The following is a 24,134-nucleotide window of genomic DNA, read 5'->3' as shown; positions in this document are numbered from 1 at the left end:
GCCCGCATTGCTAACGGTGTGTAACCCCAAGCAGCGCTAAGCGGGCCCGATCCATCGCTTGCCGGGTCAGTATTCTCAACCGTTGCCTGATTTGCTGATCGATGTCCTCCAGCGTCTGGGTGTAGTCATCGTCACTCATGAGCTGACCCTCGGCGAAGTCGTTTTCGTCGTTGCCCAACTCGCGACACAACTGGTTGACCTGCACATCCAGGGCAGACTTCGCCTTCGGGGCAACCGCCTCGGCCCGACGTAGCAACGCCTCCTGTAACTCGGTGATGGCGTCAATCCGTCGTTTCAAGCCATTCAGTTCATCAGGGTACGAAGTCTCCAGCCAGGTTTTCCAGACAGGTTGCTCAAGCAACCGATCCAGCAGCAGATCACCTTCCTCCAGCGCCACGATCCGCTCGAACGCCGCGTCAATCATCTGCCGGGTCACCCCGGCGATCTTGCGAAACTGCATGCCCCGGGCCTGCCATGGCAGAGACAGACGCTCGGCCAGGTCGGTCATGTAGGCCAAGTGGACTTCCACTTCATCGATCGTGCCGGTGACATTGTCATGTTCGTCAACCCGCCGGAACTGCTCGCCTGCCGCCACCCGCGCGGCGACCCGTTGACGGGCGATGGCGCCGATCTCATCGAGGCGAGACTTGCCCAGCGCCAGTTCCAGCAATTGTGGTTCGATCAGGTCCAGACGCCCCAGGGCATAGGCCTCATGGATCAACACCTGCACCCCCATGGCGTTGAACAGTTGCGTCCCACCGTCCACGCATTCGGTGGGCGCAGCGGCTTCGGCGAACAACCTGACCCGCAGTTCGCTGTTCTGTGCCATGGCCTCGAGCATCCGCCAGACCTTGGCGGTCAAGTCCACCCGATAGGCGCCGCCGGCAGTGAAGTCGGCGGACTGGGTGAGCCTGCGGATTTCATTGAAGAACGGTAGCGAGTCGAATTCATCCTCAACGTCGTACCAGACTTTCTGCCCGGCCAGCCATTGCGACTCCGTCAGCCCCTGAGACCACTCCAAACTGTCCAGCGTGCCTCGGGGCGGATACAGACGCTCGGGGTCCAGGCCGACCGACTCGATGTATAACCTGAGGGTGTTCAGATTGTCCGGCGAGATCCAGCGCGGCTCTTGACTGATCAATGTGCGCGCCAACAATTCGGCGCGAAATGAGCCGGGAGCGACATCCGGTACCCGAGTGATCGGGTTATAGCGCAAATCCAGATGAATATTGTGGGGGCGCGGCCGGGAAAACAGACCTACGGGCCAACTGTCCAGACCCGTCTCGCTTAGCAACAGTGTCTGCAGGCCTGGCATCCGACTGACGTCAGGGGTGAGCTTCAACGGGTTGCCGCTCAAGTCTAAAGACCTCAGGCGGGTCAACCTCTTCAGACGTGCGACCGCCAGCACATCCAGTTCGATGCGGTTGTCATTGAGGTACAGATCGGTGAGATGGCTCATGTCACTGACCGCCTGCGGAATAGTGGTCAGCCGATTGCCTTGCAGGTTGAGCTGCCTGACCCGATGGAACGCCTCCAAAAAAGGCTCAGCCTGCGCAGTGAGCTCGCCATTGCTCAGGCTCAGCATGGTGACATGGTCGAAGTTGGCTTCCAGCTTCGGCAGGGTCGCCAGGTGGCGACCCATCATTGGAGTGTTATCCAGCAACAATGCCTGGGGCAGAACCACACCCGCTGCCTCGGGTCCCGGTGGCCCGGCTCGGCGCCAGCATTGCCTGATCGCTTTATAGAGCAGGTTTCGCGACCGCCCCTCCGCCAGGCCCGCCGAGCTGAATCGAAACGAGGCGGTGGGCGATTTCAGCCAGCGTTGCAGCGCCCGGTTCAACTGATTGAACTCAACCTCCAACGCTGTAAGACGCTCATGCGCCGAGCCGCCATTCCGAGTGAACCCCGCCAGCAAGGTTTCGACCTGCTCTTGTGTGAACCCCGGATATAGCGAACAGGCTCGACGACGCAAGCCCAAACCGTGCGGTGCTTGCTGTGCGTAACTTTGCATACCGCCACGAAGACGCATGATGGCCGGATCATAAAAAGGCTTGAGAACAGGGTTTTCCAGCAATACAGGCTCAAATCGGTTGCGCGCCAGCGGATGTGCCTGGATCCTGTTTTCCAGCCGTTGCGCCTCGTGGATATCAAAGCCCAGGGTCGTGCGCTGGGTATCGGGTAACGCGTGCAGCACCGCGGCATACAGTGTGTCGTCACCATGCAGGTGCTGATCGAGCGCATCCCGAGCCTGGTATTGGCCGTCTTCCCCGAGAATCAACAGCTTGCGCATCGGTGCGTCCACCGGGCCGATACTGTCGAATAACCGGCCTTGAGCCGAGTATTCGCGAATTTCCAGCCGCAGATCACTCGGCCAGCCTGGCAGGGTCTCAAGCGAGTGCAAGGCCAGCCGGGTCGTGTCGGTGCTGTACAGTTCTTTGAGGTATAGCCCTTCATAAGCGCGAGCCAAGCGTATTTGCTGCTCCGCGTGTCGGGCCTGTTGTGCCAGGTTCAGGGGCGTGCGTTGTTTCTCGTTCAAATGTTGCAAGTCCGCGGGATCTGCATGACGCAACAGATCCTCTGCCATGCTGATCGACAGATCCGGATAGTCGCTTTTGAGCCGTCGCACCAACAGATTGTCCGAGCGTTCGCGACGCGAATACAGGTAATCGAAAAGTCGTCTTTGCGATTGTCGTGCCTGCCCGCCAAGCAGCTCTCGGGTGCCCTTGATACGCGCCTGACGGTCACCGCCCAGCCATTGGCCAAGGAGTTCACGAAGCTCATGCTCATCAAGGAACTCGACAACCCGCTCAGGTAACATTCCGGCGACAAGCTCTTGTCGGCTCATTCGCAATGTATGCGCCGGTAACGCACTGGCAAAACCCTCCTTGATCGACGAGCCTGACAGATTCTCTGCATCGAAAATCTCGATGGCCTTGCCCTCGGGCCAGCCCCGCACCTCAGTCATGAACCGCGGTACAAGCTCAGCCCATTCGTCATCGATCCGATTGCCGAGAATTCGTCCTGCGCAATCCTCGGCATCGGCATACGCGTTAAAGCGCTTAAGCGTGTCGCGCAATGAGGCGGGCGGCGTTTCGTGCTCCACGTGGAGCCAGCGCAGCCTATCCTCATGCACGCCGCTGACGACCGATATGTGTTCCAGGGTTTCATCGGAGAACCTATCCATTGAAGCCCCCAGACGCCGGAGCAACCGGCTCTTGTCCCATTCAAGCGGTTGATCGAGCTCGGTCTTCCAGCTGCCGGCGCCGTTGTGCTCCAGCAGCGGCTGATAAGCATCGGGCCGGCTCGGATGCTGGAGGCGATGCTGCCCGGTCTCCGGATCCTGCATCAGCGCATAGCATTTGTCGTCGAGCCGCAGCAGGTCCTGTTCTTGATACCGGAACAGGCCCTCTTCGCTGACCGGTGCATCCACCGGCAAGACCATCGCTTGTTCATAGGGTTTCAGGTCCGGGTTCCACAACCGCTCCTTGCCGGCCACCTCCACCGGTTTGAGATCTTCGACAAATGGCGAGATGTTGATCGGGGCCAGCCTGCCGCTGGGCAAAACGTGCCCGGCGCCCATGAGCGCCAACTGCGCAAAGTTGATCAACACGCCGTTGATGTACGCCGAGGCCTGCGCCTTATCACCCTTACTCCAGTCTTCGATGCCCTCGGCCAGTTCCGCGAGCATCTGCGCGACCATGATTCCCAGCATGGCTTCGCCAAGACCGGGCACCAGCATCGCGGTGAAATTGAAGAGGTTCCAGCCAACCGACAGATAGCTGGTCAAGCGTTTGAAGCGGGCGGTGGCGTCTTCGTCGTCGGTCGGCACGGCGATGCATCGCGCATCGGCAATGGCCTTGTCACGGCGTTCGAGAAACAGTGTCTGCCACAACTCACCGGTAACGAGATTGGTGAACGGTTCTGCGTTGGGGTTCTCGACCGCCGTTTCGCGCCACCACGGGCCCATGTCGAGAGGTTCGCGCTGCTGCCAGGTGAAGGTCGTGAGGCGTTCGTTGACCCGGGCAAAAAAGTGCCCTTTATCTTTGTGTGCCACAAATCGGCTGAAAAAGGTCTGGTACCCGGTATTTCGCAACTGACCGAGCAGGGTTGTCATGAACGCGGCCAGCGATGAGTATTCCTTCAACGGCTGTTGCGGATCCTCTGGCACATAGGCGATCAGCGGACCGGATAAACGGCTCTGCCGGTAAATTTCTTCTCTGCGCAACAGTTCATCGTCCACACCCTGCGCACCATTGGCAAAGAACGCCTGCAACAGTTTGTATTGCTCGTATTCTTGCCCTGGCAATATTGGAATGCGCTGCGACCAGTCCAGCCAGAACTTCAAGGTGACGGGGGTCAGAGCATCTATGGCGCGTTTGATCTGCGACGGTTCGCTGACCGCGCTGAACAACACGATGCCGGTCAACCTGAAACCCATCAGCGATAAACGATGAGCGTGCAACGGGCGGTCGTACAACATGATACCCGCGCGGTTCTCACAGACGTCGCACAGTTTGGCGTAGGCGTGATCGCTGATATCGCCCTTCAACCGGGCAACCAGCGCCGCCACCTGAAAGGCTGCCTTCTCGCTGGCGACGCAATCTTGCTGCAAGGCTCGCTGCGCCATGGGTGTTGCGGGCAACAGGATGGATTTGATGTGTTGCTGGTATTGCTCACCAATATTCAGACTTCGGCATAACGACGCAAACCTTGGCAACGTGATCTGCGGGACCCGCGCAAGAACGCCACGGGCATCCCTGCGATAGATACCCGAGCTGCTGCGCCATGCATCTTCCTCGGTTTCTGACGTTTCGAAATTATGTAATGCCGCCTCCAACAAGGTAGATGACCGGACGCGACTGGCGCCGGTATCGATGCCGAAGATAATCTTGCTCGGCACTTCAAGTTGCACGACCCAATCATCAACGTTTTCGACCACATTAAAGTTTTCTTTTAATAACGAACCGAGCAGAGGCTCGGCGAATGTCTTTATCTCCTGTTGCAAATCAGCCAGCGTCTTGTCCAGCACGGCCTGCAAGCGCCAGCGCCGTTCAATCAGTGCTTTAAGCTGTTGGCGGTCAATGGCTCGCGCCTCGCCATACCAATCGGGAGTCTGTGGATCCAGCTCCGTCAGGGCTTTCAACCTTGGCGCCGATGCGCGCCTGATCGAGTCCGGGATAACACCGAGTACGCGACTGTAATGCCTGCCGTTGTTTTCGATTTGAGATGCTTCAGATTCCAGCGAATTGCTTCCATGCAAATCAGCCACTGTTCAATCACCTTGCTGTCAGGTCGGGAATCAACAGCTTATTCACCCTCGGCCAAAACAAAAGACCAAATATCGGGTAAGCCCCCCTTGAAAAGGCACTGGACCCTTCGAAAATCATGTGGCCGAAAATACACAGATACCACCACGCAGCCCCGGGCCTATGCCAACCGGTGAGCGGTCTTCTTTTCGCAGTCAAAAGCGCTACTATGCGACTCGCTGTCTCGCACTCAGGTAACCGCCATGCGCCTTTCCGAATTCATCGTGTTACACGTTGACCGCATCGTCGATGAATGGGAGCAATTCGCCAAAACCATCACCCCTGCCGCCGAATCCATGGATCGCACCGCACTGCGTGACCATTCAAGGTCGATCCTGCTGGCGGCTGCGCGGGACATGACCAAGCCCCAGAGCGCCAGCGAGCAGCTGGCCAAAGCCCGTGGCGAAGGCCCGGAAAAGACCCCGAGCCTGGACGAAGCCGGCGCCAGCCATGGCGAGCTGCGGCATACCGTGGGGTTTGACCTGGTACAGATGACCAGCGAGTTCCGTCATCTGCGCGCCTGCGTGATCCGCTTGTGGGTCAACAGCCTGGACTCCCCCGACATCGCCTATTTCCAGGACATGATCCGTTTCAACGAAGCCATCGACGAAGCCCTGGCCGAATCCACGGCGGCCTATGCCGAGCAGGTCAATCATTCCCGGGACATTTTTCTGGCAATTCTCGGCCATGACCTGCGCGCACCGCTGCAAGCGGTGAGCATGTCCACCGAAATCCTGATGCGTAAAACCAACCTTGAGGGCGACGCATTGACCTGCGCGCTCCACATCAAGCGTGGCACCCGCCACATGGCGGTGATGATTGGCGATTTGCTGGAGCTGGTCCGCAGTCGCCTGGGTAAGAGCCTGCCGATCGAACCGGCGCCCATGGATCTGGCCGATACGGCGCGTGAAGCGATTGCCCAGGCCTGCGCTGCTCATCCGCAATGCGTTCCGACATTGAGCATCGAAGGCGACACCCAAGGTGTGTGGGATGGCCGAAGGCTCGATCAGATGCTGCAGAACCTGATCGGCAATGCCTTGCAACACGGTTCGAGCAACAACGCGGTCAAGCTGACCCTCAGGGGCGAAGCGGACAGCGTTCGGCTCACCGTGCACAACGACGGTGCGCCGATTCCACCCGAGGCGCTCCCCACGATCTTCGATCCGCTGGTACGCAGTGCCAACGAAGCGCTCAACGGGCCGACCACCAGCCTTGGTCTGGGACTGTTCATCGTCAAGGAAGTGGTCAAGGCCCATCAAGGGACGATCGAGGTCAGCTCCAATGAGGCCGATGGCACGTTGTTTACCGTGGTGTTGCCCAGGAAGGTCTGAGCCCCCTCGCCACAGTTGCGTTTATAGCTATTCGACCACCAACCGCCCCAACCGCTGCTTGAGCATGCGGTTCTCGGCCCGCAGTTGCTGGACTTCTTCCAGCAGATCCAGCGCCAGGGCGACGCCTTCCCACTCCAGCTCCAGATCGCGCCGCAGCTTGGCAGCGCGCTTGGCCAGCAGCAGCTCATAATCGGTGAAACGCCAATCCTTGGGCTGTGCTCCCTGAGGTTCGAGGATGCCGTGTTCGACGATCTCGATCACATGCACGTCCGACAGTTCGGTCGCCTCGCAGAATTCCGCAAGGTCCAATAGAACGATCACGGGCTCGCTCATGATTGGCTACTCCTTATCTCAGAATCAAAAGTTCTCTCGCGGATCGAAAGCGGCTTTTTTCGCCAGTTCCTCCCACAATTCTTTGACGTCATGGTCGAGTTTTTTCGGCATCACTGCCTTGAGCTGCACGAACAGGTAGCCACGGTGGCCGGCCTTGTGCAGCAGGCCGTGGCCCTTGGCGCGCATGCGCTGGCCATTCTGGCTACCGGCCGGAACCTTGAGGTTGATCTTGCCGGTCAGGGTCGGCACCGCGACTTCGGTCCCCAGCGCCAGCTCCCACGGAGCCAGCGGCAAGGTGATGATCAGGTTCTCGCCTTCGACGTCGAATTTGGGGTGTGGCGCAAAACGGATGGTCAGGTACAAGTCGCCATTGGGTCCGCCACCGATGCCCGGAGCGCCCTGGCCCTTGAGGCGGATGCGCTCGCCATCGGTCACACCAGCGGGGATCTTCACGTTCAGGCTTTTGCTGGTGTTGCTGACGTGCTGGCCGGCCGCGTTGTAATGCGGCACCTGGAAGCTGACTTTCTTCGATTCGGTCGAGAGGGTTTCTTCCAGAAAAACCGGTAATTCCATTTCCACGTCTTGCCCTCGACGTCCGGCGCTATGGCCCGACCGTCCACCACCACCGAAACCCGGACCACGGTTGCCGAAGATCGAACTGAAAAAGTCCGAGAAATCGCCCGTATCCTGACCACCCCCCCCGAAACCACCGCGGCTCTGCCAACCCGGTGGGCCCTGAAAGGGCTGACCGTGGTGGCCGTATTTGCGCAAGTCGTCGTATTCGGCGCGCTTGTCGGCGCTTTTCAGCGCTTCATAGGCTTCCGAAGCGTCCTTGAATTTGGCCTCGGCGTCCTTTTCCTTGCTGACGTCGGGGTGGTATTTGCGCGCCAGCTTTCGATAGGCGGCCTTGATCGCCTTATCGTCCGCGGTCGGCTCCACACCGAGAATCTTGTAATAGTCTTTGAAGTCCATCGAGGGAATCACCATCCATTATCGAAATCGCGCAGCCAGGCACAGCATGCTCTTGTTTGCAGCGTTTGGATTGACCGATCTCAAGGTTGTGACCGGGCAGCGCATCAGAAGTTTATCGGCAGCAGGGCGCGGTTCTTGCAGTCGCCCCAGGGGTTGCCAAGTCTATGCAGGGAAGTTTGGGGGTGATTGGGTATCTTTCAAGCGCTGAGCGCTGCGATTTAACGGATAGTCGGCCTACGAATCTTCGCCGCACTGACATACACTGCGCGGCCGTTTTTTAACCGGAACTTGAAAGACATGAAAAACGCATCTCCAGCCCGTGCCTGTGGTATCGACTTCGGCACATCCAACTCCACCGTCGGCTGGCTGCGCCCCGGCATGGAAACGCTGATCGCGCTGGAGGACGACAAGATCACCCTGCCCTCGGTGGTCTTCTTCAATATGGAAGAACGCCGCCCGGTGTACGGCCGGCTGGCGCTGCACGAGTACCTGGAAGGCTATGAAGGCCGGCTGATGCGCTCGCTCAAGAGCCTGCTGGGTTCCAAACTGATCAAGCACGACACCAGCGTCCTCGGCACGGCGATGCCGTTCAAGGACCTGCTCGGCCTGTTCATCGGCCAGTTGAAGAAGCGTGCCGAAGCCGCTGCCGGTCGGGAATTCGAGGAAGTGGTGCTGGGCCGGCCAGTGTTTTTCGTCGATGACGATGAAATGGCCGACCAGGAAGCAGAAAACACCCTGGTAGATGTAGCCCGCGCCATCGGCTTCAAGGACGTCTCGTTCCAGTACGAGCCGATTGCGGCGGCGTTCGACTATGAGTCGACCATCGAAAAAGAAGAGCTTGTCCTGATTGTGGACATTGGTGGTGGTACCTCGGACTTCTCGCTGGTGCGCCTGTCGCCTGAGCGCCGCAACCACGACCAACCGTCACGACGACATTCTCGCCACCGGTGGCGTGCACATCGGCGGGACCGATTTCGACAAGCAGCTGAGCCTGCAAGGCCTGATGCCGCTGTTCGGCTACGGCAGCCGCATGAAAAGCGGCGCCTACATGCCCACCAGCCACCACATGAACCTGGCGACCTGGCACACCATCAACTCGGTGTACTCGCAGAAGTCGACCCTGGCCCTGGGCAGCATGCGTTACGACATCGAGGACACTGGCGGCATCGATCGCCTGTTCAAGCTGATCGACCAGCGCGCCGGCCACTGGCTAGCCATGGAAGTGGAAGAAACCAAGATCCAGCTGACCCACGCCGATAGCCGCCATGTGCCACTGGATCGGATCGAGCCGGGTTTGAGCGTGGAATTGAGCCGGGCACTGTTCGAATCAGCCATCGACAATCTGCTGGAGCGGGTGCGCAACAGCGTGACCCAATTGCTGGCAGACGCCAATGTGCGGGTCGATCAGGTGGACACCGTGTTCTTTACCGGCGGTTCGAGCGGAATCCCGGCGCTGCGCAACAGCGTCTCAGCGATGTTGCCGAATGCGCGGCATGTGGAAGGGAACATCTTCGGCAGCATCGGCAGCGGGTTGGCGATCGAGGCGGCCAAGCGTTACGGCCCGATGGATTGACCTGAAACCCTGTGGCGAGGGAGCTTGCTCCCGTTGGGCTGCGCAGCAGCCCTGAAACCATTCAAACCATTTCGTCAGGTGCACCGCATACGCTGGTTTTGCGGCTGCTGCGCACCCGAACGGGAGCAAGCTCCCTCGCCACAATTAGATCAACACTGGATCAAACCATCCCCACCTGCTTCAACTCACTCTTCAGATACGCGTAATAAATCGGCCCCGCCACCACCCCCGGCAGGCCGAACGCGGCTTCGAACACCAGCATTGCCAGCAGCAACTCCCACGACTTGGCACTGATCTGCCCGCCGACGATGCGCGCGTTGAGGAAGTATTCGAGCTTGTGGATAACAATCAGGTAACCCAGCGCCGCCACCGCCACCCAGATCGATAGCGACAAACCGACGATGGTGATCAGGGTGTTCGACATCAGGTTGCCGATCACCGGCAGCAGGCCGAGCAGGAAGGTCAGCACGATCAGGGTTTTGGTCAGCGGCAGCTTGATCCCGAACATCGGCAGGACCACCGCCAGGAAAATCCCGGTGAAGAAGGTATTGAGCAGGGAAATCTTGATCTGGGCGAAAACGATGTTGCGAAACGCCTGGACCAACAGGTGCAAACGGTCGAACAGCGCCGCGGCCAACGGTTTGCGCTTGGTCACATCCGGCGCTCGCTGCAAGGCGATGATCGCCCCCAGCACCATGCCGATCAGCAGCGTCACGAACATGTGTGCCGCGTCCTTGCCCACCAGTTGCAAGTCGCTGAGGTGCTTGCTCATCCACTGACCGATGGCCACGCGAAACTCGGCGGCACTGGCCGGTAGATAAGCGTCGATGAACGGCGGCAACTGTCCGCGCGCGCGGTCGACCACGACCATGAATTTGTCGAGAGAAGCACCAGGGTTTTCTGCCTCGTGCAGCAGAAAACTGATCGCACCGGCAAAGATCAGCGCCAGCACGCTGACCACCAATGTCCCCAGCAACGCCACCGCCAGCCAGCGCGCACGGCGGCCTTCGATCAGCCGCTGCAATTGCGGCGTGAGCATGTTGACCAGTTCAAACACCAACAACCCGGCCAGCAGGCTGGGCAGTAATCGCAGAGGGAGCACCAGCAGCAAACCACCAAAAATGATGACCCAGCTGATAAGCAACAAGACCTGACGCTGAGAAAACGCTGACATACAGCCTCAAAACGAACGACGTAAAAGGATTGGCAGTCTGCCAGCGTTCCGGCTCCGAAGCGAGCAAACACGAACCTGTGGGAGCGAGCCTGCTCGCGATAGCATCACCGCGGTCCTTCGTGATACTGAGTCGCCTGCATCGCGAGCAGGCTCGCTCCCACCATGCTTATTTTTTCTTCAGGCAATCGCTCATGAAGGCTTTGCGTGCATCACCCGTGAGGGCCTGGGTGGCGGCGGTGGCGTTGCAGGTTTTCATCTTTTCTTGTTGAGGGGTCATGGGCTTGGCGGCATCGGCGGCCGGCGCGGCTTTGAGGCAGGTGCTCATGAAGGCTTTGCGCTCGTCGCCCTTGAGGCTTTTGGCGGTAGCCTCGGCATTGCAGGTGGTCATTTTGTTCTGTTGGGCAGTGGCGGCGAAACCCTGGGAGCAGAGCAGCAAACCGACCATCAACAACGGGGCACGCAACATCTTCATGGAGTGTTCTCCTTGTTGCCGCACCGATGGATGCGGCCTCGTTTCGGAGTGTAGACAAAGCCTGTTACACGTTCACCTGCTGTCGAGATGGCTGCGTCGATATTGCTCAGGTGTGCACCCGGCCTGACGTTGAAACATCGCGATAAAGGCCGAGCCGGTGCTGTACCCCATGTCGAAGGCGATTTCCTGAATGCTGCGCTGGCTGTCCAGCGCCTCGATCGCCGCCAGAAACCGCAACCGTTGCCGCCACTCACCGAAACTCATACCCAACTCCCGAACAAACTGCCGGGCCAACGTGCGTTCGCTGACGTGAATTTGCGCGGCCCAGTGCGCCAATGGCCGGTTATCCCCAGGCTCGGTCTGCAAGGCTTCGAGGATTGCGAGCAGCCCGGTGCTGCTGGCGTAGGGCAAGTAACACTCATGCATCGGCGCCTGTTGCAGTTGGTCCACCAGCACTTGAGCCAGTCGCTTGTCTGCATCGTGCTCGGGAATTTTCACATCGCGGGCGGCGAAGTCTTTCAGGATCGCCTTGAGAATGTCGCTGATCGCCAGGGTGCAGGCCTGCTGCGGCAGATCGCGGCACAGCGCCGGCGCAAGGCAGACCGCGCGATAGTTGATCGGCTGATTGCTATAGAAACTGTGCTCGGTCCCGGGCGGCACCCACACCGCGTATTGCGGCGGCGACATGAAGCGGCGGCTGCCGATTTCCATGTGCAAGACCCCATTGGCCGAATACTCGAGGGTGCCCCAAGGGTGATGGTGGGCCGAGGCGTATTCATGGGTGTTGAAGTCGGCATAACGGAAATAGACCGGGGCCGGCAGCTCGCTGAAATCCAGCAGGTCGATGTGTTTGCTGTTCATGCTGTCCGGAATCAGAGGCAGATTGTCTGGATCGAAGTATAGGCATTGATTCAGACAAGCGGATAATCACCCTTCATTAACGTTCTGGTTTTCCCCGATGCTATACGCTTATCCCCTGCTGGCCATTTTCATTTGGGCCGGCAACACCGTGATCAACAAACTCGCGGTCGGCGCGATCTTTCCCGCCGAAATCGGTTTCTACCGCTGGCTGCTGGCCGCAATGCTGTTCACGCCTTTCATGCTTAAACCGGTGATCGCCCACTGGTCGTTGATCCGCCCGAACCTTGGCAGGATTTTCATCCTCGGCGTACTCGGTATGGCGGTTTATCAAAGCCTGGCTTACTTCGCTGCGACGCTGACTTCGGCCACCAACATGGGGATCATTTTGTCGCTGATGCCGTTGATGTCGCTGGCCATGGCGATTGTCAGCCTCGGCCAACGCCTGACCGCCGGTGCACTGGCCGGCGCGGTATTGTCGTTTGCGGGTGTTTTGGTGGTGGTGTCGTCCGGCAGCCTTGGCGCGTTGCTGGAACACGGGGTGAACCTGGGTGACGCGATGATGCTGATCGCCACGCTGGCGTATGCGATTTACAGCACCCTGCTGAAAAAATGGCAGCTGCGTTTGCCGCCGCTAGTGTTGTTGTATTTACAGGTGTTGGTCGCGGTGGTGGTGCTGTTTCCGCTGTTCCTCGCCTCACCGAAAGTCGGCCCGACCCTGCAGAACATCCCGCTGGTGCTCTACGCCTGCCTGCTGGCCTCGATGCTTGCGCCATTGGCGTGGATGCAGGCCGTGGTGCGCCTGGGGCCGAGCCGGACCACGCTGTTTTTCAATCTGCTGCCGTTGATTACGGCGCTGATTGCGGCGGTGGTGCTGCATGAGCAGTTGGCGCTGTATCACCTGGTGGGTGGGGTGCTGACGTTGGGTGGGGTGATTTTGTCGGAGCGCTGGACGACAGTGTTGGGCCGTAAAATCCGCGTTGCCTGATCTAGCGCCATCGCGAGCAGGCTCGCTCCCACAGTTGATCTCTGGTGTTCACAAATTATGTGCTCACAGCATATCCAGTGTGGGAGCGAGCCTGCTCGCGATGAACGATAACGCGGTTTGACTGCTAAACCCCGGCCGCTTTCAACCGCGCCGCATGCTCGACAAATAACCGCACCGGCTCAGCGCCCTTGCCCACCAACCCCAGCGATTGGTTGACGATATCGAAGTGATCCATCGGGTATTCATCACCGATCACCGTCCCCAAATGCGAGCTGTAACGCCCAACCATCCCATCGCAATGCCCCGCCTCACGCACGAAGGTCCTGGCAAACAACCGGCAACTGCGATTGGTCCCGTCGAACAGGTTGCACCCGCGATCGGTCTTGCCCGGTTGTAAAGTCCCGGACCAGGAGTAATAACGCACGCCATTGACCACTTCCGGGCCGTGCCCGCCCCAGGTTTCGGGCAGCCCCTGTGGATAACGCTGATTGAACAGCGCCACGCCCGCGGTGGTCAGGGATTGATGCGATGCCGGGATATCCACCGGCAGTCTCGGCCCGCGATAGCCGGTTTCCAGCAGGCACATCAGCGCGCTGATCAACCACAGTAAAAAGCTCAGGAGCCGGCCCTTGGCGCTGTCAGCCGGAAAATGGGTGTGCAGATGGTCCGCCAGCTCCGAGCCGTGATTCGGCCCGGCCACCGAAGTCACCGAAGCCACCTGGTCCGGGCGTTTTGCCGCAGCGTAACGGGCGGTCAGCGAGCCCTGGCTGTGGCCGATCAGGTTGACTTTCTCGGCCCCGGTTTCACGCAAAATCTCCTCGATCCGTGCCAATAATTGTTCGCCGCGCACCTCGGTGGAGTTGAGCGGCGAGACCTGCACCGCGATGACGGTCGCCCCATCCCGGCGCAGCGCCGAAATGATTCCGTACCAATAGGGATAGAGCAACAAGCGGATAAACCCGAGCATCCCCGGGACCAATACCAACGGGTAACGCGTGGCGGAACCTTGCGACATGGATGAACATCCTTGTGATCGGTGAGATGAAGCAAGGCTGGATGCAAGGCGTCAGCCAAGCATCGTCACCCAAGATGGCAACTCAACGACCAGTCTATGACATCGCTTACTTCAACCCCACCACCCCCGCCACGATCAGCCCGACCGACACCAGCTTGAGCGCGGTCAGGCTTTCGCCCAGCAACGCAAAGCCCAGAAACACCGTGCCCAGTGAACCGATGGCGGTCCAGATCGGGTAGGCGATGCTCACCGGCAATTCGCGCATGGCCAACGTCAGAAAGTAAATCCCGCCCACCGCCGCCACCACCGTAATCACCGAGGGCCAGAGCCGGGTGAAGCCTTCGGCGTACTTCATGCCCATGGCGAAGGTGACTTCAAACCCGGCGGCGATCAGCAAGAACAACCAGGCCATCTAGAACGCCCTGGCCAGCGCCAGCAGACGCTGCTCGGCCTCGGCCACGGACACCTGGAAGGTGCGTTCGGCGGACTCTTCGCCCTCGGCGGCAACGACCGTGACGTCGGTGATGCCGATGAAACCCAAAGCGGTACGCAGCAACGGATCGGCATGGTTCATCGCTTCAAGTTCGCCGCCAGGGCCGAAACCAAACCCACCGCGACTGGTGACGATCAACGCCTTCTTGCCCCGCACCAGCGGTTCGTACTGCGCGATACCGTTGTCCAGGGTGTGATTGAACGTCAGCCCGAGCCGCACGATCTGGTCGATCCAGGCCTTGAGGCCGCTGGGCACGCTGAAGTTGTACATCGGGGTGGAAATCACCAACAGATCATGGCCGAGCAACTCCCCCACCAATTCATCGCTCAGTGCCAGGTCGGCCTGCATCGACAGCGGTCGCGCTTCAGGTTCCGGATGGAAAGCGGCTGCCACAAACGCTTCGTTGACGGCCGGAATCAACGCCCGACCGACTTCACGGCGGGTCAATTGCGACTGTGGGTTGCGGACCTGCCAGGCGGAAAGAAACACCTCGGCCAGACGCCGCGAATGAGAACGTTCGCCACGGGGGCTGGCGTGAATGGCAAGAATATTACTCATCTCAATCTCCTGAAGACTAAACTCAGACTGCTTGTGGCTTGCAGCTTGAAGCCTGTAGCTATTCGGCCTCAAATGAACAAAAATCAGTCTGGATGAATCCATTTCATCCATGGAGTTTTTAAAATGTTTGCTTCGTTGCCGCTGACCGCCCTGCGCGCCTTCGAATCCGCCTCGCGCCTGTTGAGTTTCAAGGCCGCCGCCGAAGAGCTCTCCGTGACGCCGACGGCGGTTTCCCATCAGATCCGCTCCCTGGAAAACTGGCTCGGCGTGCCGTTGTTCGAACGACTGCCACGACAGGTGCGCCTCACCGAGTGCGGCGAACGGCTGTTCCGCAGCCTGCACGGTGCCCTGCTGGAAGTGGCGCAAAGCGTCGATACCTTGCGCCCGCAACGCAGCGGCACGAACCTGACGATTTCCACCACAGCCGCGTTCGCCGCCCTCTGGCTGGTGCCAAGGCTGGGACGCTTTTACGCCCGACATCCGAACATCAGCCTGCGGCTGGATACTCACTGCGAAGTGATCGATTTGCATCAGGACGCCAGCGTCGATCTGGCGCTGCGTTACAGCCTCGACGATTACCCGAACCTATATGGTTTGTGCCTGTTCGACGAATCCTTCGGGGTCTATGGCTCGCCTGAACAAGTGGCCCTGGCGCCCAGTCGGGTACCGACCCTCATCAGTGTGCGCTGGCACAACTCCAAGCTGTACGCCCATGGCTGGGAGGCTTGGTGTGCACGATCCGGCGAAACCTGGCTGACCGAACAACCGGCGGTGCGTGAGTACGACGAAGAGCATTACGCCCTGCAAGCTGCCATCGCCGGACAAGGCCTGGTGCTGGCGAGCAACATTCTGGTGTCGGAAAGTGTGGCCAGCGGTTTACTGCTGCCTTATCTAGGGGATATTCAGGTCGACGGGGCCGGATACAGCGCACTGTGCGTACCGGGCCGCGAACGGCATCCGCCGGTGCGGGCATTTTTTGCGTGGTTGCAGGAGGAGGCTCGATTGTCTGGTCTATTGCCAAGATCGCAGCCTTCGGCAGCGCCTACGGGAGAACGCGTTCCCCTGTAGGTTTCGATTGCATTCTGAAAGATCTGTAGCGTCGGGCATATCGCCATCGCGAGCAGGCTCGCTCCCACATTTTCCTGTAAACACAGGTCCATTGTGGGAGCGAGCCTGCTCGCGATAGCGTCTTCACAGACGCCGAAAGTTATTTGGTGGGTTTAACCGTCACCGGCGCCTTCCCGGCCTTCATCTGCTCCAGCAACGGCGCACACTGATTCGGCTCACCACCGCTGGGCGCTATCAGCGCCAGCAAGCCCGCCGCCGGCGCGGCAATCACACCCAGCGCAACCATCCCGGCCCCGCGCAGCATTAACGGCACCGGTTTCACGCCCGCATCCGGCTTGATGAACTTGCCTCGCACATACAGCGGCGAACGCAGCGAAATCAAACGCCAGCCCTTGGATTCCGGGGAGATAGTCAGGTCCAGTTGCTCGGTCGCCATGTTCGCCGTGCCGTCGACATAGACGATTGCATTCTCGGTATCGAAGACGAACAGCCGCGTGGTCGCCAGACCGGCCTTGATCTCAAAATCGGCCGCCGCGCAGTTGATCTTCACTTCCTTGTCGCCAAAGATCTTGCCCACTACATAGTTGCCGACGTTGAGCCCCGCCAGCTCCATCAACTCACGACTGATCGCGCCGTCATTGATCAGCATCTTCAAATTGCCGTCGGCAGTGCCCAGCAGTTTGGCTACCGAGTTGCCCCGACCAACAAGATCGGCGTCGCCATTAAGCTCACCGAAACTGGTTTTCATCCGCTCCAGGGTGGGGAACAGCTGCTTGAGCTTGAACTTGCGCGCGGTCAGTTTGGCCCGGCCTTCCAAAGGCTCGGTGCGCCCGTCCAGACGAATCTGCGCATCCAGATTGCCGCCCGCCACGCCGAAACGCAGAGGCTCCAGATTGAGCACCCCATCGGTCAGTACCACATGAGCGTAAAGATCGTTGAACGGCAGTCTTGCGCTGTGGACGATGCGTTTGCCGGTGAACTCCACATCAGCGTCCATGTCGCGCCAACGTTCAGTCCTGAACTCCTCGACCGGTAGCAGCTTGTCCGCCGGCTGCTTGCCTTCACCGCCGCGGGCCTCTTTCCTGGCGTTGGAATCGGCACCGATCAATGGGGCCAGGTCGGTAAACAGCAGTTGATTGGACTCCAGCGCCCCGCTGAGTTTGGGCCTCGGCTGGCTCGCCACGTAGGTCAGGTTGCCATGGATGTCACTCTCGCCGATCTTGCCGTTGAACGCCTCATAGCGGTACACCGCCCCGCCCGGCTCTTGCAGCTTGGCAATCAAGTGTCCGTCGGTGGCATAAGGCGGAGTATCCGGCAGGGTTACGCCGATCAGCGGATAGAGATTACCCAAGCTGGCACCGGCCAGTTTCAGGCGCAGATCCAGGGCGCCGAGGTGCAATGGATCGGTGAGCGTACCGGCCAGCTCGACGCTGGTGTCGGCGACCTTCATTTGCGCCTGAAGCGGAAACGGCTTGGAGGCGTCCTGTAAAGCCAGCAAACCGCCGGTCTTGCCCTCGCCCGCGAGATTCTGACCGTGGTATTGGCCTTTGACCTTCCATGCGAAGGCGTAATCCTGCGGTGAACCACCCTTCTCAAGGGTTTTTTTTGCCGCTTTGTCGCCAACAATGTCGCTGAACGGAATCGGTTTGCCCAACGGATCGATAAGCAGATCAAGCTGAGTCTTCAGCTTCTGGTCGTCGAGCATGACCTGGCCCTTGTCGAAGCCGATGGCCCCGATATCCAGCACCCAGTTCGAAGGCTCGGCATTTGGGTCTTTGGGGTCGAACTTGAACGTCCAGTTGGCGCGGCCGTCGGCCAGACGCTGCAGGTCGGCATTGGGTTCGCTCAAGTCGATACGAGGGATCACCACCCGCTGCGCCAGCAAGGCCAGCGGCGAAATCCGCAGTTCGACGCGTTTGAGGGTGGCCATCTGCGGTTGTTTCGACCAGTCCGGATTGCCCAGGGTCAGGTCCTCAGCCACTACATGCGGCCACGGCACCCAGGCCCGCCAGCCGCCCTCGTCAGTCTGGCGCTGCCAGATCACCGCAAGATTGCCATTGATGGCGAACGGACGATGCAGTTCTTCGGACACTTTGGCGTTCAGGGGCGGCTTGATCCGGTTCCAATCGAAGAACGCAATGATCAATACCAGGACGGCCAGCAGGACAACGAGGCTGGCAAAGGTCCAGGCGAGAATTTTACGAGTGCGCGTCATTGCACAGGGCTCCTGAATACGACTGAGCGCCCCGACAGCGACGCATTGATGAAACGTTAGGCCAGAACCGGCCTGCCATGAAATCTAGGACTGGGAAATGGCGCGCAGGTTTAACCGAATAGGCACTTAACACTCAAATAATCGGCCGGGGACATCCTGCCCCCTCATCCGGCGTTACCGCACCCGCACTTTTGCGAAGCGAGAGTGGGTCGAAAACACCCACCTCAGTGCAAAAAAGCTCGCCGGAAACAACCGTTCTAGAGCGCTGCGGTCGAACAATCAATTCTGTTGATTATTACCATTGCGGTTATGAACTTTTATATCGATTTCTCGAGAGTAGCATTGTCCTCGTACCCACTTTATCGCCCTCCCAAGGAGCAACCCATCATGAAACGCGAATTACTGCTTAGCCTGACCCTCTCGATGTTAGCCAGCACTGCTTTTGCTTTGCCGGCCGCTGATCAGGCCACTCCACAAGTCAAAGACAGCCACTCGGTGTTCAGCCAGACCGTTGCCGCTGATGGTTCCGACCGCACACCACAAGGTCAGACCCTGGCCGAAGGTGGTAATGATCGCCTGAAAGAAAAAGGCCTGATCACCGAAGGCGGTTATGACAAGACTCCACAAGGTCAAACCTTGGCTGCTGACGGTTCCGATCGCACTCCACAGGGTCAAACCCTGGCTGCTGACGGTTCCGATCGCACTCCACAGGGTCAAACCCTGGCTGCTGACGGTTCCGACCGCACTCCACAGGGTCAAACCTTGGCTGCTGACGGTTCCGATCGCACCCCACAGGGTCAAACCCTGGCTGCTGACGGTTCCGATCGCACTCCACAAGGTCAAACCCTGGCTGAAGGTGGTGGTGACCGTGTGATCGAACGCAACAGCGCTGTGAGCTAAGCCCATGGCGGCCCCGAAAAAAAGCCCAATCCCCGGATTGGGCTTTTGACTTTATAGACGCTGCATTTCCCCGCGTGATCTCCCGATAGTCGTTCGACGCCAGCGAAGCCGATTTGCTAGAGTGCGCCGCTGTCCTGTCCAGAAAACACCCTTGCGATGCTGCCCCGCGCCGAACAGAAACAACAGACCCGCAACGCCCTGATGGACGCCGCCCGCCACTTGATGGAAAGCGGCCGAGGATTCGGCAGCCTGAGCCTGCGCGAAGTGACCAGAACCGCCGGGATCGTACCCACCGGTTTCTACCGGCATTTCGCCGACATGGATGAACTGGGCCTGGTGCTGGTGAGCGAAGTCGGTCAGACCTTTCGTGAAACTATTCGCCTGGTGCGCCATAACGAGTTCGTCATGGGCGGCATCATCGACGCCTCGGTGCGGATCTTTCTCGATGTGGTCACCGCCAATCGCTCGCAGTTCCTGTTTCTTGCCCGCGAGCAGTACGGCGGCTCGCTGCCAGTGCGCCAGGCCATTGGCCGCTTGCGCGAAGACATCAGCTCGGACCTGGCGGCGGACTTGTCGCTGATGCCGAAACTGCAGCATCTGGACATCGCAGGCTTGAGCGTCATGGCTGATCTGATCGTCAAAAGCGTGTTCGCCACCTTGCCGGACATCATCGATCCACCGGCTCAGGCGTTGCCGGAGCATCTGACACCTCAGGCGAAAATCACTCAGCAGTTGCGGTTTATCTTTATTGGCCTCAAACATTGGCAAGGGCTTGGTAGTACCGAGTAACCCGTAGAAAAAGATCGCAGCCTTCGGCAGCTCCTACATGGATCGCATTTCCCTGTAGGAGCTGCCGAAGGCTGCGATCTTTTTTGTGCGCCGCAATTTGGTGCGCGCAACCCTGCATCGCACCAAATTCATCCGGTTTCCGGCAGCATCTTGAAACATCCACCAAGCCCCGACAGGCATTTCCTACGCTTCACCCGATTGGCAAGCCCCTTGCTCTATCCCTGAGCATTGTCCATTGCTGGAAGCCTTCCGATGCTGGTGATTCATCGCAGAATCGACCCTCAACCCGTCTGGGCCGCCGAGTTGCACCTGACCTTCGAAGCCCGGAGCAAAAGCCGCTTGCGCTGTTTCAGTGCCGAGAATGAAGACGTCGGGTTGTTTTTGGAGCGCGGTCAGCCACCGCTGTATGATGGCGAATGCCTACAGGCTGAAGATGGGCGCGTGGTTCGCGTCTGCGCTCGCCCCGAACAACTGCTGCACGTCACCTGCGCCAACGCCTTCGAACTGACCCGCGCCGCCTATCACTTGGGCAATCGCCATGTAGCCCTGCAAGTCGGCGATGGCTGGTTGCGCCTGCTCGACGATTACGTGCTCAAGGCCATGCTCGAGCAACTGGGCGCCAATGCCGAGAACATTGAAGCGCCATTCCAGCCGGAACACGGTGCCTACGGCGGCGGCCATCACCATTCGCGCCACGGTGACGAGGATTTCAACTACCCGCCGAAACTGCACCAGTTCGGCGTGCGCTTATGAACCCGGCCTGGGCGCTGCTGCGTCTGGCCAGCCCGCAGCTGCCGATCGGCGGCTACAGCTATTCCCAGGGCCTGGAGATGGCTGTGGATAACGGCCGAGTGGACGATCCCGACAGCGCGCGGCGCTGGATCAGCGATCAGTTATTGCTGAACCTTGCGCGTTTCGAAGCACCGTTGCTGCTCGCCCATTGCATCGCCGCGGCCGAGGAAAACTGGGGTGAGTTGCTGCAACGCTGCGAAGAACATCGCGCCAGCCGGGAAACCCGCGAGCTGCATCAGGAAAGTCGACAGATGGGCTATTCCTTGCAGCAACTGCTCAACGGCTTACCGGAACTGGATGCGCCGGCCCGGGCCTTTCTCGACCAATGCCCTGAACCACACCTGGCCCTTGGCTGGGCGCTCGCGGCCCGCGCCTGGCAGATCAGCCCGCAAGATGCGCTGGCCGCCTGGCTCTGGAGCTGGCTGGAAAACCAATTGGCGGTGCTGATGAAAACCCTGCCCCTTGGCCAGCAAGCCGCCCAGCGCCTGACCAGCCAATTGCTGCCGTTGCTGCAACAGGCGCAGCAAGACGCCACCCGAATCAACCCCGAACACTCTGGCAGCGCCGCTTTCGGCCTGTCCCTGGCGTGCATGGCCCATGAGCGCCAGTACAGCCGTCTGTTCCGCTCCTAGGGCCTTTTATTTTGGAGAACCACATGAACACACAACCTCTGCGCGTCGGCATCGGCGGCCCGGTCGGTTCCGGCAAAACCGCCCTGACCCTGGCCCTGTGCCTGGCCCTGCGCGAGCGCTACAACCTGGCCGTCGTGACCAACGACATCTACACCCGCGAAGACGCCGACTTCCTGGTGCGCAACGAAGCGCTGGCGCCGGAGCGGATCATTGGTGTGGAAACCGGCGGTTGCCCGCATACAGCGATCCGCGAAGACGCCTCGATCAACCTCGAAGCCGTGGATCAACTGAACCGGCGCTTCCCGGGGCTGGACCTGATTCTGGTGGAGTCCGGCGGTGACAACCTTTCGGCGACCTTCAGCCCGGAATTGTCGGACCTGACTATCTACGTGATCGACGTTTCGGCCGGCGACAAACTGCCGCGCAAGGGCGGGCCGGGGATCTGCAAATCCGATTTGCTGGTGATCAACAAGATCGACCTGGCGCCGCTGGTAGGCGCCTCGCTAGAGATGATGGACAGCGACACCCAACGCATGCGCAACGGCAAACCGTTCGTCTTCAGCAACCAGAAAACCGGCCAGGGTCTGGAAGCAATCATCGCCTTCATCGAACGCCAGGGTTTGCTGACTGCGGCCTGATCACATTTATCAACAAGGAAGCTTATCCATGACACTGAAACGCATTCTGGGCGCCATGGCCCTGCTGCTGACCCCGGCCATCGCATTCGCGCATCCTGGGCACGGCGACAATGGCCTGATGGCCGGCATCAGCCACCCGATCGGCGGTCTCGATCATTTGTTGGCGATGGTTGCCGTAGGGTTGTGGGCCGCGCAGCAGAAAGGTTCTGCACGCTGGGCACTGCCCTGCACATTCGTGGGCACTATGCTGATCGGCGGGCTGCTGGGCTTTGAAGGGTTGAACCTGCCAGCACTGGAAAGCGGGATTGCGGCATCGGTATTGGCGTTGGGCCTGGCGGTGGCTTTGGCGGTGCGTCCGCCGTTGAGCCTGGCGGTGGCTGCGACTGCGTTGTTCGCACTGTTTCATGGCGTGGCTCATGGTCTGGAACTGCCGGAGATGTCGAGCCCTTGGGCGTATGCGGCGGGGTTTGTGGTGGCGACAGCGGCTTTGCATGCAGCGGGTTATGCGGTGGTTCGCGTCTTGCCTCAGGCCGCCGCACCACTGGTTCGGTTGGCGGGTGCGGCTTCGGCGGCGACTGGGGTGTGGTTGCTGGCGGGTTGATTTCTTTATCGTCTGTTATGGCCTCTTCGCGGGCAAACCTCGCTCCTACAGGAGTTGTGGTCGGATTACGTACGACGAATAACCTGTAGGAGCGAGGCTTGCCCGCGAAGACGGCCTGACAGACACCGCGTCTCTCAGGCCTGCTAACATGTCGCGCAATTAACCCTGCCGTGACGACGCCAGCCAATGCCGCATGTTTCCCGCTCCGCTTCCCAGCCTGAATTGACCGCCCTGTTCGCCTCGGTGCAACAGCACTTCCAGGACGTGATCGTGCCGCTCTGGCAAGGCCCCGGCTGGAATGCCAACATGGCATTGCCTTATGAAGCGCTGGACGCCGAGCATCAGCCGTTGCCACCGCAGCGCTATCGGGCCATGGCTTGCGCGCGGCAGCTGTACCTGTTTTCCAGCCTGATCGGCCAAGTGCCTCAGGCCGAAGAACGGGCGGCGGCGCTGTTCCGCTCCTTGCAACAGCATTTCCACGATGCCGAGCATGGCGGCTGGTTCTACAGCATCGACCCGCAAGGTGAGCCGCTGGATCAGCGCAAAGACCTCTACACCCACGCCTTCATCCTGTTCGCCTGCGCCCATTATTGGGACAAGGTTCGCGAACCGCTGGTGGAGTCGGTACTCAACGCCACGCTGGAAGTGTTGGCGCAGCGCTTCGCCACAGGCGACGGCCTGTACGAAGCCAGCCTGGACCGTGATTGGTCCTCGCTCAACGCCGGGCCGCTGCAAAATCCATTGATGCATCTGGCCGAAGCCTTCCTTGCCATCCTTTCGGTGCGCGAGGACGTTGCTGTGCAGAATGCGCTTGTCGAGTTATGCACAGCCATGCAGCAGCGCTTTATCGATCCGCAACACGCGGTATTGATGGAAAAGCCGCTGGGCGCTGTGGATAACTGGTTCGAGCCAGGCCATCAGTTCGAATGGTATTTCCTGCTGGAGTCCTCACCCTTGCTGCGCGGCTCCAAATTGCATGCCTCGCTGGACCACGCCTTTACGCTGACTGAGCAACTGGGTGTGGATCAGCACACAGGTGCTGTGCGCGCGATGCTGGAACTGGACGACCATCCTCGTGATGCGACCCAACGCATCTGGGCCCAGGCCGAATACCTGCGCGCACTGACCTTGCGCCCGGGCAGCGAAGCCTCTGTGCAGCGCCAATTGCAGGCGATGCAACAGCGCTTTTTGCATGCGGGCGGCTGGTATGAGTGTCGCGATGAGCAGGGCGAAGTGAGCCGCAAGGACATGCCTTCGACTACGCCTTATCACTTGGCGACCTGCTATCGCGGGCTGGCCGAGTATTTGCGCTGACTGAGAGATTGCTTTCGCGAGCAGGCTCGCTCCCACATTTGATCTCTGTTGTCCACAAGTAGTGCGGTCAAAGGAGATCTACTGTGGGAGCGAGCCTGCTCGCGATTGGTCG

Annotated in this window: 20 protein-coding genes and 1 pseudogene; 11 read left to right on the top strand and 10 right to left on the bottom strand. The window is 59.8% G+C overall.

Annotation, left to right across the window (positions count from 1 at the left end; translation table 11 throughout):
- Window positions 1-10: 10 nt before the first annotated feature.
- Window positions 11-5,269, bottom strand: coding sequence for a dermonecrotic toxin domain-containing protein (locus ACZ89R_RS21235; RefSeq protein WP_429544685.1), 5,259 nt, complete (start codon window positions 5,267-5,269; stop codon window positions 11-13).
- Between the two features lie 240 nt (window positions 5,270-5,509).
- Between ACZ89R_RS21235 and ACZ89R_RS21230 the strand changes: the two genes are divergently transcribed.
- Window positions 5,510-6,637, top strand: coding sequence for a sensor histidine kinase (locus ACZ89R_RS21230; RefSeq protein ID WP_429544686.1), 1,128 nt, complete (start codon window positions 5,510-5,512; stop codon window positions 6,635-6,637).
- 27 nt (window positions 6,638-6,664) lie between these two features.
- Here ACZ89R_RS21230 and ACZ89R_RS21225 read toward each other — a convergent pair whose 3' ends face one another.
- Window positions 6,665-6,970, bottom strand: coding sequence for a chaperone modulator CbpM (locus ACZ89R_RS21225; protein WP_429544687.1), 306 nt, complete (start codon window positions 6,968-6,970; stop codon window positions 6,665-6,667).
- A gap of 24 nt (window positions 6,971-6,994) precedes the next feature.
- Entirely contained in the window at window positions 6,995-7,942 is a 948-nt protein-coding gene (locus ACZ89R_RS21220; RefSeq protein WP_429544688.1) for a DnaJ C-terminal domain-containing protein, read from the bottom strand.
- Window positions 7,943-8,239: 297 nt separating this feature from the next.
- Here ACZ89R_RS21220 and ACZ89R_RS21215 point away from each other — a divergent pair.
- Window positions 8,240-9,515 (top strand): annotated as a pseudogene (locus tag ACZ89R_RS21215) (Hsp70 family protein).
- A 160-nt stretch (window positions 9,516-9,675) separates the two neighbouring features.
- Here ACZ89R_RS21215 and ACZ89R_RS21210 read toward each other — a convergent pair.
- From ACZ89R_RS21210 to ACZ89R_RS21200, 3 genes are all read right to left on the bottom strand, one after another.
- A complete protein-coding gene (locus ACZ89R_RS21210; RefSeq protein ID WP_030128291.1) occupies window positions 9,676-10,689 on the bottom strand; it encodes an AI-2E family transporter in 1,014 nt (337 codons plus the stop codon).
- A gap of 166 nt (window positions 10,690-10,855) precedes the next feature.
- Window positions 10,856-11,161: a PsiF family protein gene (locus tag ACZ89R_RS21205; RefSeq protein ID WP_429544689.1), complete on the bottom strand. Its 306-nt coding sequence runs from the start codon at window positions 11,159-11,161 to the stop codon at window positions 10,856-10,858.
- A 72-nt stretch (window positions 11,162-11,233) separates the two neighbouring features.
- Window positions 11,234-12,022 carry an AraC family transcriptional regulator gene (locus ACZ89R_RS21200; protein ID WP_007903456.1) on the bottom strand — a complete coding sequence of 263 codons (789 nt, stop codon included), beginning with the start codon at window positions 12,020-12,022 and terminating at the stop codon, window positions 11,234-11,236.
- A gap of 97 nt (window positions 12,023-12,119) precedes the next feature.
- Here ACZ89R_RS21200 and ACZ89R_RS21195 point away from each other — a divergent pair, with 97 nt between their 5' ends.
- On the top strand, window positions 12,120-13,007 hold the full coding sequence (locus ACZ89R_RS21195) for a DMT family transporter (protein WP_429544690.1): 888 nt from the start codon (window positions 12,120-12,122) through the stop codon (window positions 13,005-13,007).
- 124 nt (window positions 13,008-13,131) lie between these two features.
- Here the strand turns inward: ACZ89R_RS21195 and ACZ89R_RS21190 are convergent, their stop codons facing one another.
- The 3 genes from ACZ89R_RS21190 to ACZ89R_RS21180 form a co-directional block, all read right to left on the bottom strand.
- On the bottom strand, window positions 13,132-14,022 hold the full coding sequence (locus ACZ89R_RS21190; protein ID WP_429544691.1) for an alpha/beta fold hydrolase: 891 nt from the start codon (window positions 14,020-14,022) through the stop codon (window positions 13,132-13,134).
- Window positions 14,023-14,128: 106 nt separating this feature from the next.
- On the bottom strand, window positions 14,129-14,434 hold the full coding sequence (locus ACZ89R_RS21185) for a DMT family transporter (RefSeq protein WP_007903452.1): 306 nt from the start codon (window positions 14,432-14,434) through the stop codon (window positions 14,129-14,131).
- The gene (locus ACZ89R_RS21180) at window positions 14,435-15,073 is read right to left on the bottom strand and encodes an FMN-dependent NADH-azoreductase (protein ID WP_429544692.1); all 639 of its coding nucleotides are present in this window, start codon (window positions 15,071-15,073) and stop codon (window positions 14,435-14,437) included.
- A gap of 123 nt (window positions 15,074-15,196) precedes the next feature.
- Between ACZ89R_RS21180 and ACZ89R_RS21175 the strand changes: the two genes are divergently transcribed.
- Window positions 15,197-16,141: a LysR substrate-binding domain-containing protein gene (locus tag ACZ89R_RS21175; RefSeq protein WP_429544693.1), complete on the top strand. Its 945-nt coding sequence runs from the start codon at window positions 15,197-15,199 to the stop codon at window positions 16,139-16,141.
- A gap of 139 nt (window positions 16,142-16,280) precedes the next feature.
- On the opposite strand, the gene ACZ89R_RS21170 is transcribed toward ACZ89R_RS21175, so the two are convergent.
- Window positions 16,281-18,356 carry an AsmA family protein gene (locus ACZ89R_RS21170; RefSeq protein WP_429544694.1) on the bottom strand — a complete coding sequence of 692 codons (2,076 nt, stop codon included), beginning with the start codon at window positions 18,354-18,356 and terminating at the stop codon, window positions 16,281-16,283.
- Between the two features lie 387 nt (window positions 18,357-18,743).
- On the opposite strand from ACZ89R_RS21170, the gene ACZ89R_RS21165 reads away from it, so the two are divergent.
- The 7 genes from ACZ89R_RS21165 (at window position 18,744) to ACZ89R_RS21135 (ending at window position 24,022) form a co-directional block, all read left to right on the top strand.
- Window positions 18,744-19,256 (top strand): hypothetical protein, encoded by a 513-nt coding sequence (locus ACZ89R_RS21165; RefSeq protein WP_429544695.1) that lies wholly within the window; start codon window positions 18,744-18,746, stop codon window positions 19,254-19,256.
- 156 nt (window positions 19,257-19,412) lie between these two features.
- Window positions 19,413-20,045: a TetR family transcriptional regulator gene (locus ACZ89R_RS21160; RefSeq protein ID WP_123499794.1), complete on the top strand. Its 633-nt coding sequence runs from the start codon at window positions 19,413-19,415 to the stop codon at window positions 20,043-20,045.
- 252 nt (window positions 20,046-20,297) lie between these two features.
- Window positions 20,298-20,798 (top strand): urease accessory protein UreE, encoded by a 501-nt coding sequence (gene ureE, locus ACZ89R_RS21155; protein WP_123499796.1) that lies wholly within the window; start codon window positions 20,298-20,300, stop codon window positions 20,796-20,798.
- Complete coding sequence (locus tag ACZ89R_RS21150; RefSeq protein WP_429544696.1) at window positions 20,795-21,469, top strand: urease accessory protein UreF; 675 nt, start codon at window positions 20,795-20,797, stop codon at window positions 21,467-21,469. The genes ureE and ACZ89R_RS21150 overlap by 4 nt, the downstream gene beginning before the upstream one ends.
- 23 nt (window positions 21,470-21,492) lie before the next feature.
- The gene (gene ureG / locus ACZ89R_RS21145) at window positions 21,493-22,107 is read left to right on the top strand and encodes an urease accessory protein UreG (protein ID WP_007939066.1); all 615 of its coding nucleotides are present in this window, start codon (window positions 21,493-21,495) and stop codon (window positions 22,105-22,107) included.
- Window positions 22,108-22,135: 28 nt separating this feature from the next.
- On the top strand, window positions 22,136-22,708 hold the full coding sequence (locus tag ACZ89R_RS21140) for a HupE/UreJ family protein (RefSeq protein ID WP_192345933.1): 573 nt from the start codon (window positions 22,136-22,138) through the stop codon (window positions 22,706-22,708).
- Window positions 22,709-22,894: 186 nt separating this feature from the next.
- The gene (locus ACZ89R_RS21135; protein ID WP_429544697.1) at window positions 22,895-24,022 is read left to right on the top strand and encodes an AGE family epimerase/isomerase; all 1,128 of its coding nucleotides are present in this window, start codon (window positions 22,895-22,897) and stop codon (window positions 24,020-24,022) included.
- The last annotated feature ends 112 nt before the right edge of the window (window positions 24,023-24,134 follow it).

This window comes from Pseudomonas sp. TE3728 (assembly GCF_056279145.1).
Note: the sequence above shows the minus strand (reverse complement) of the source record. Positions and strands in the feature narration are given on the sequence as shown.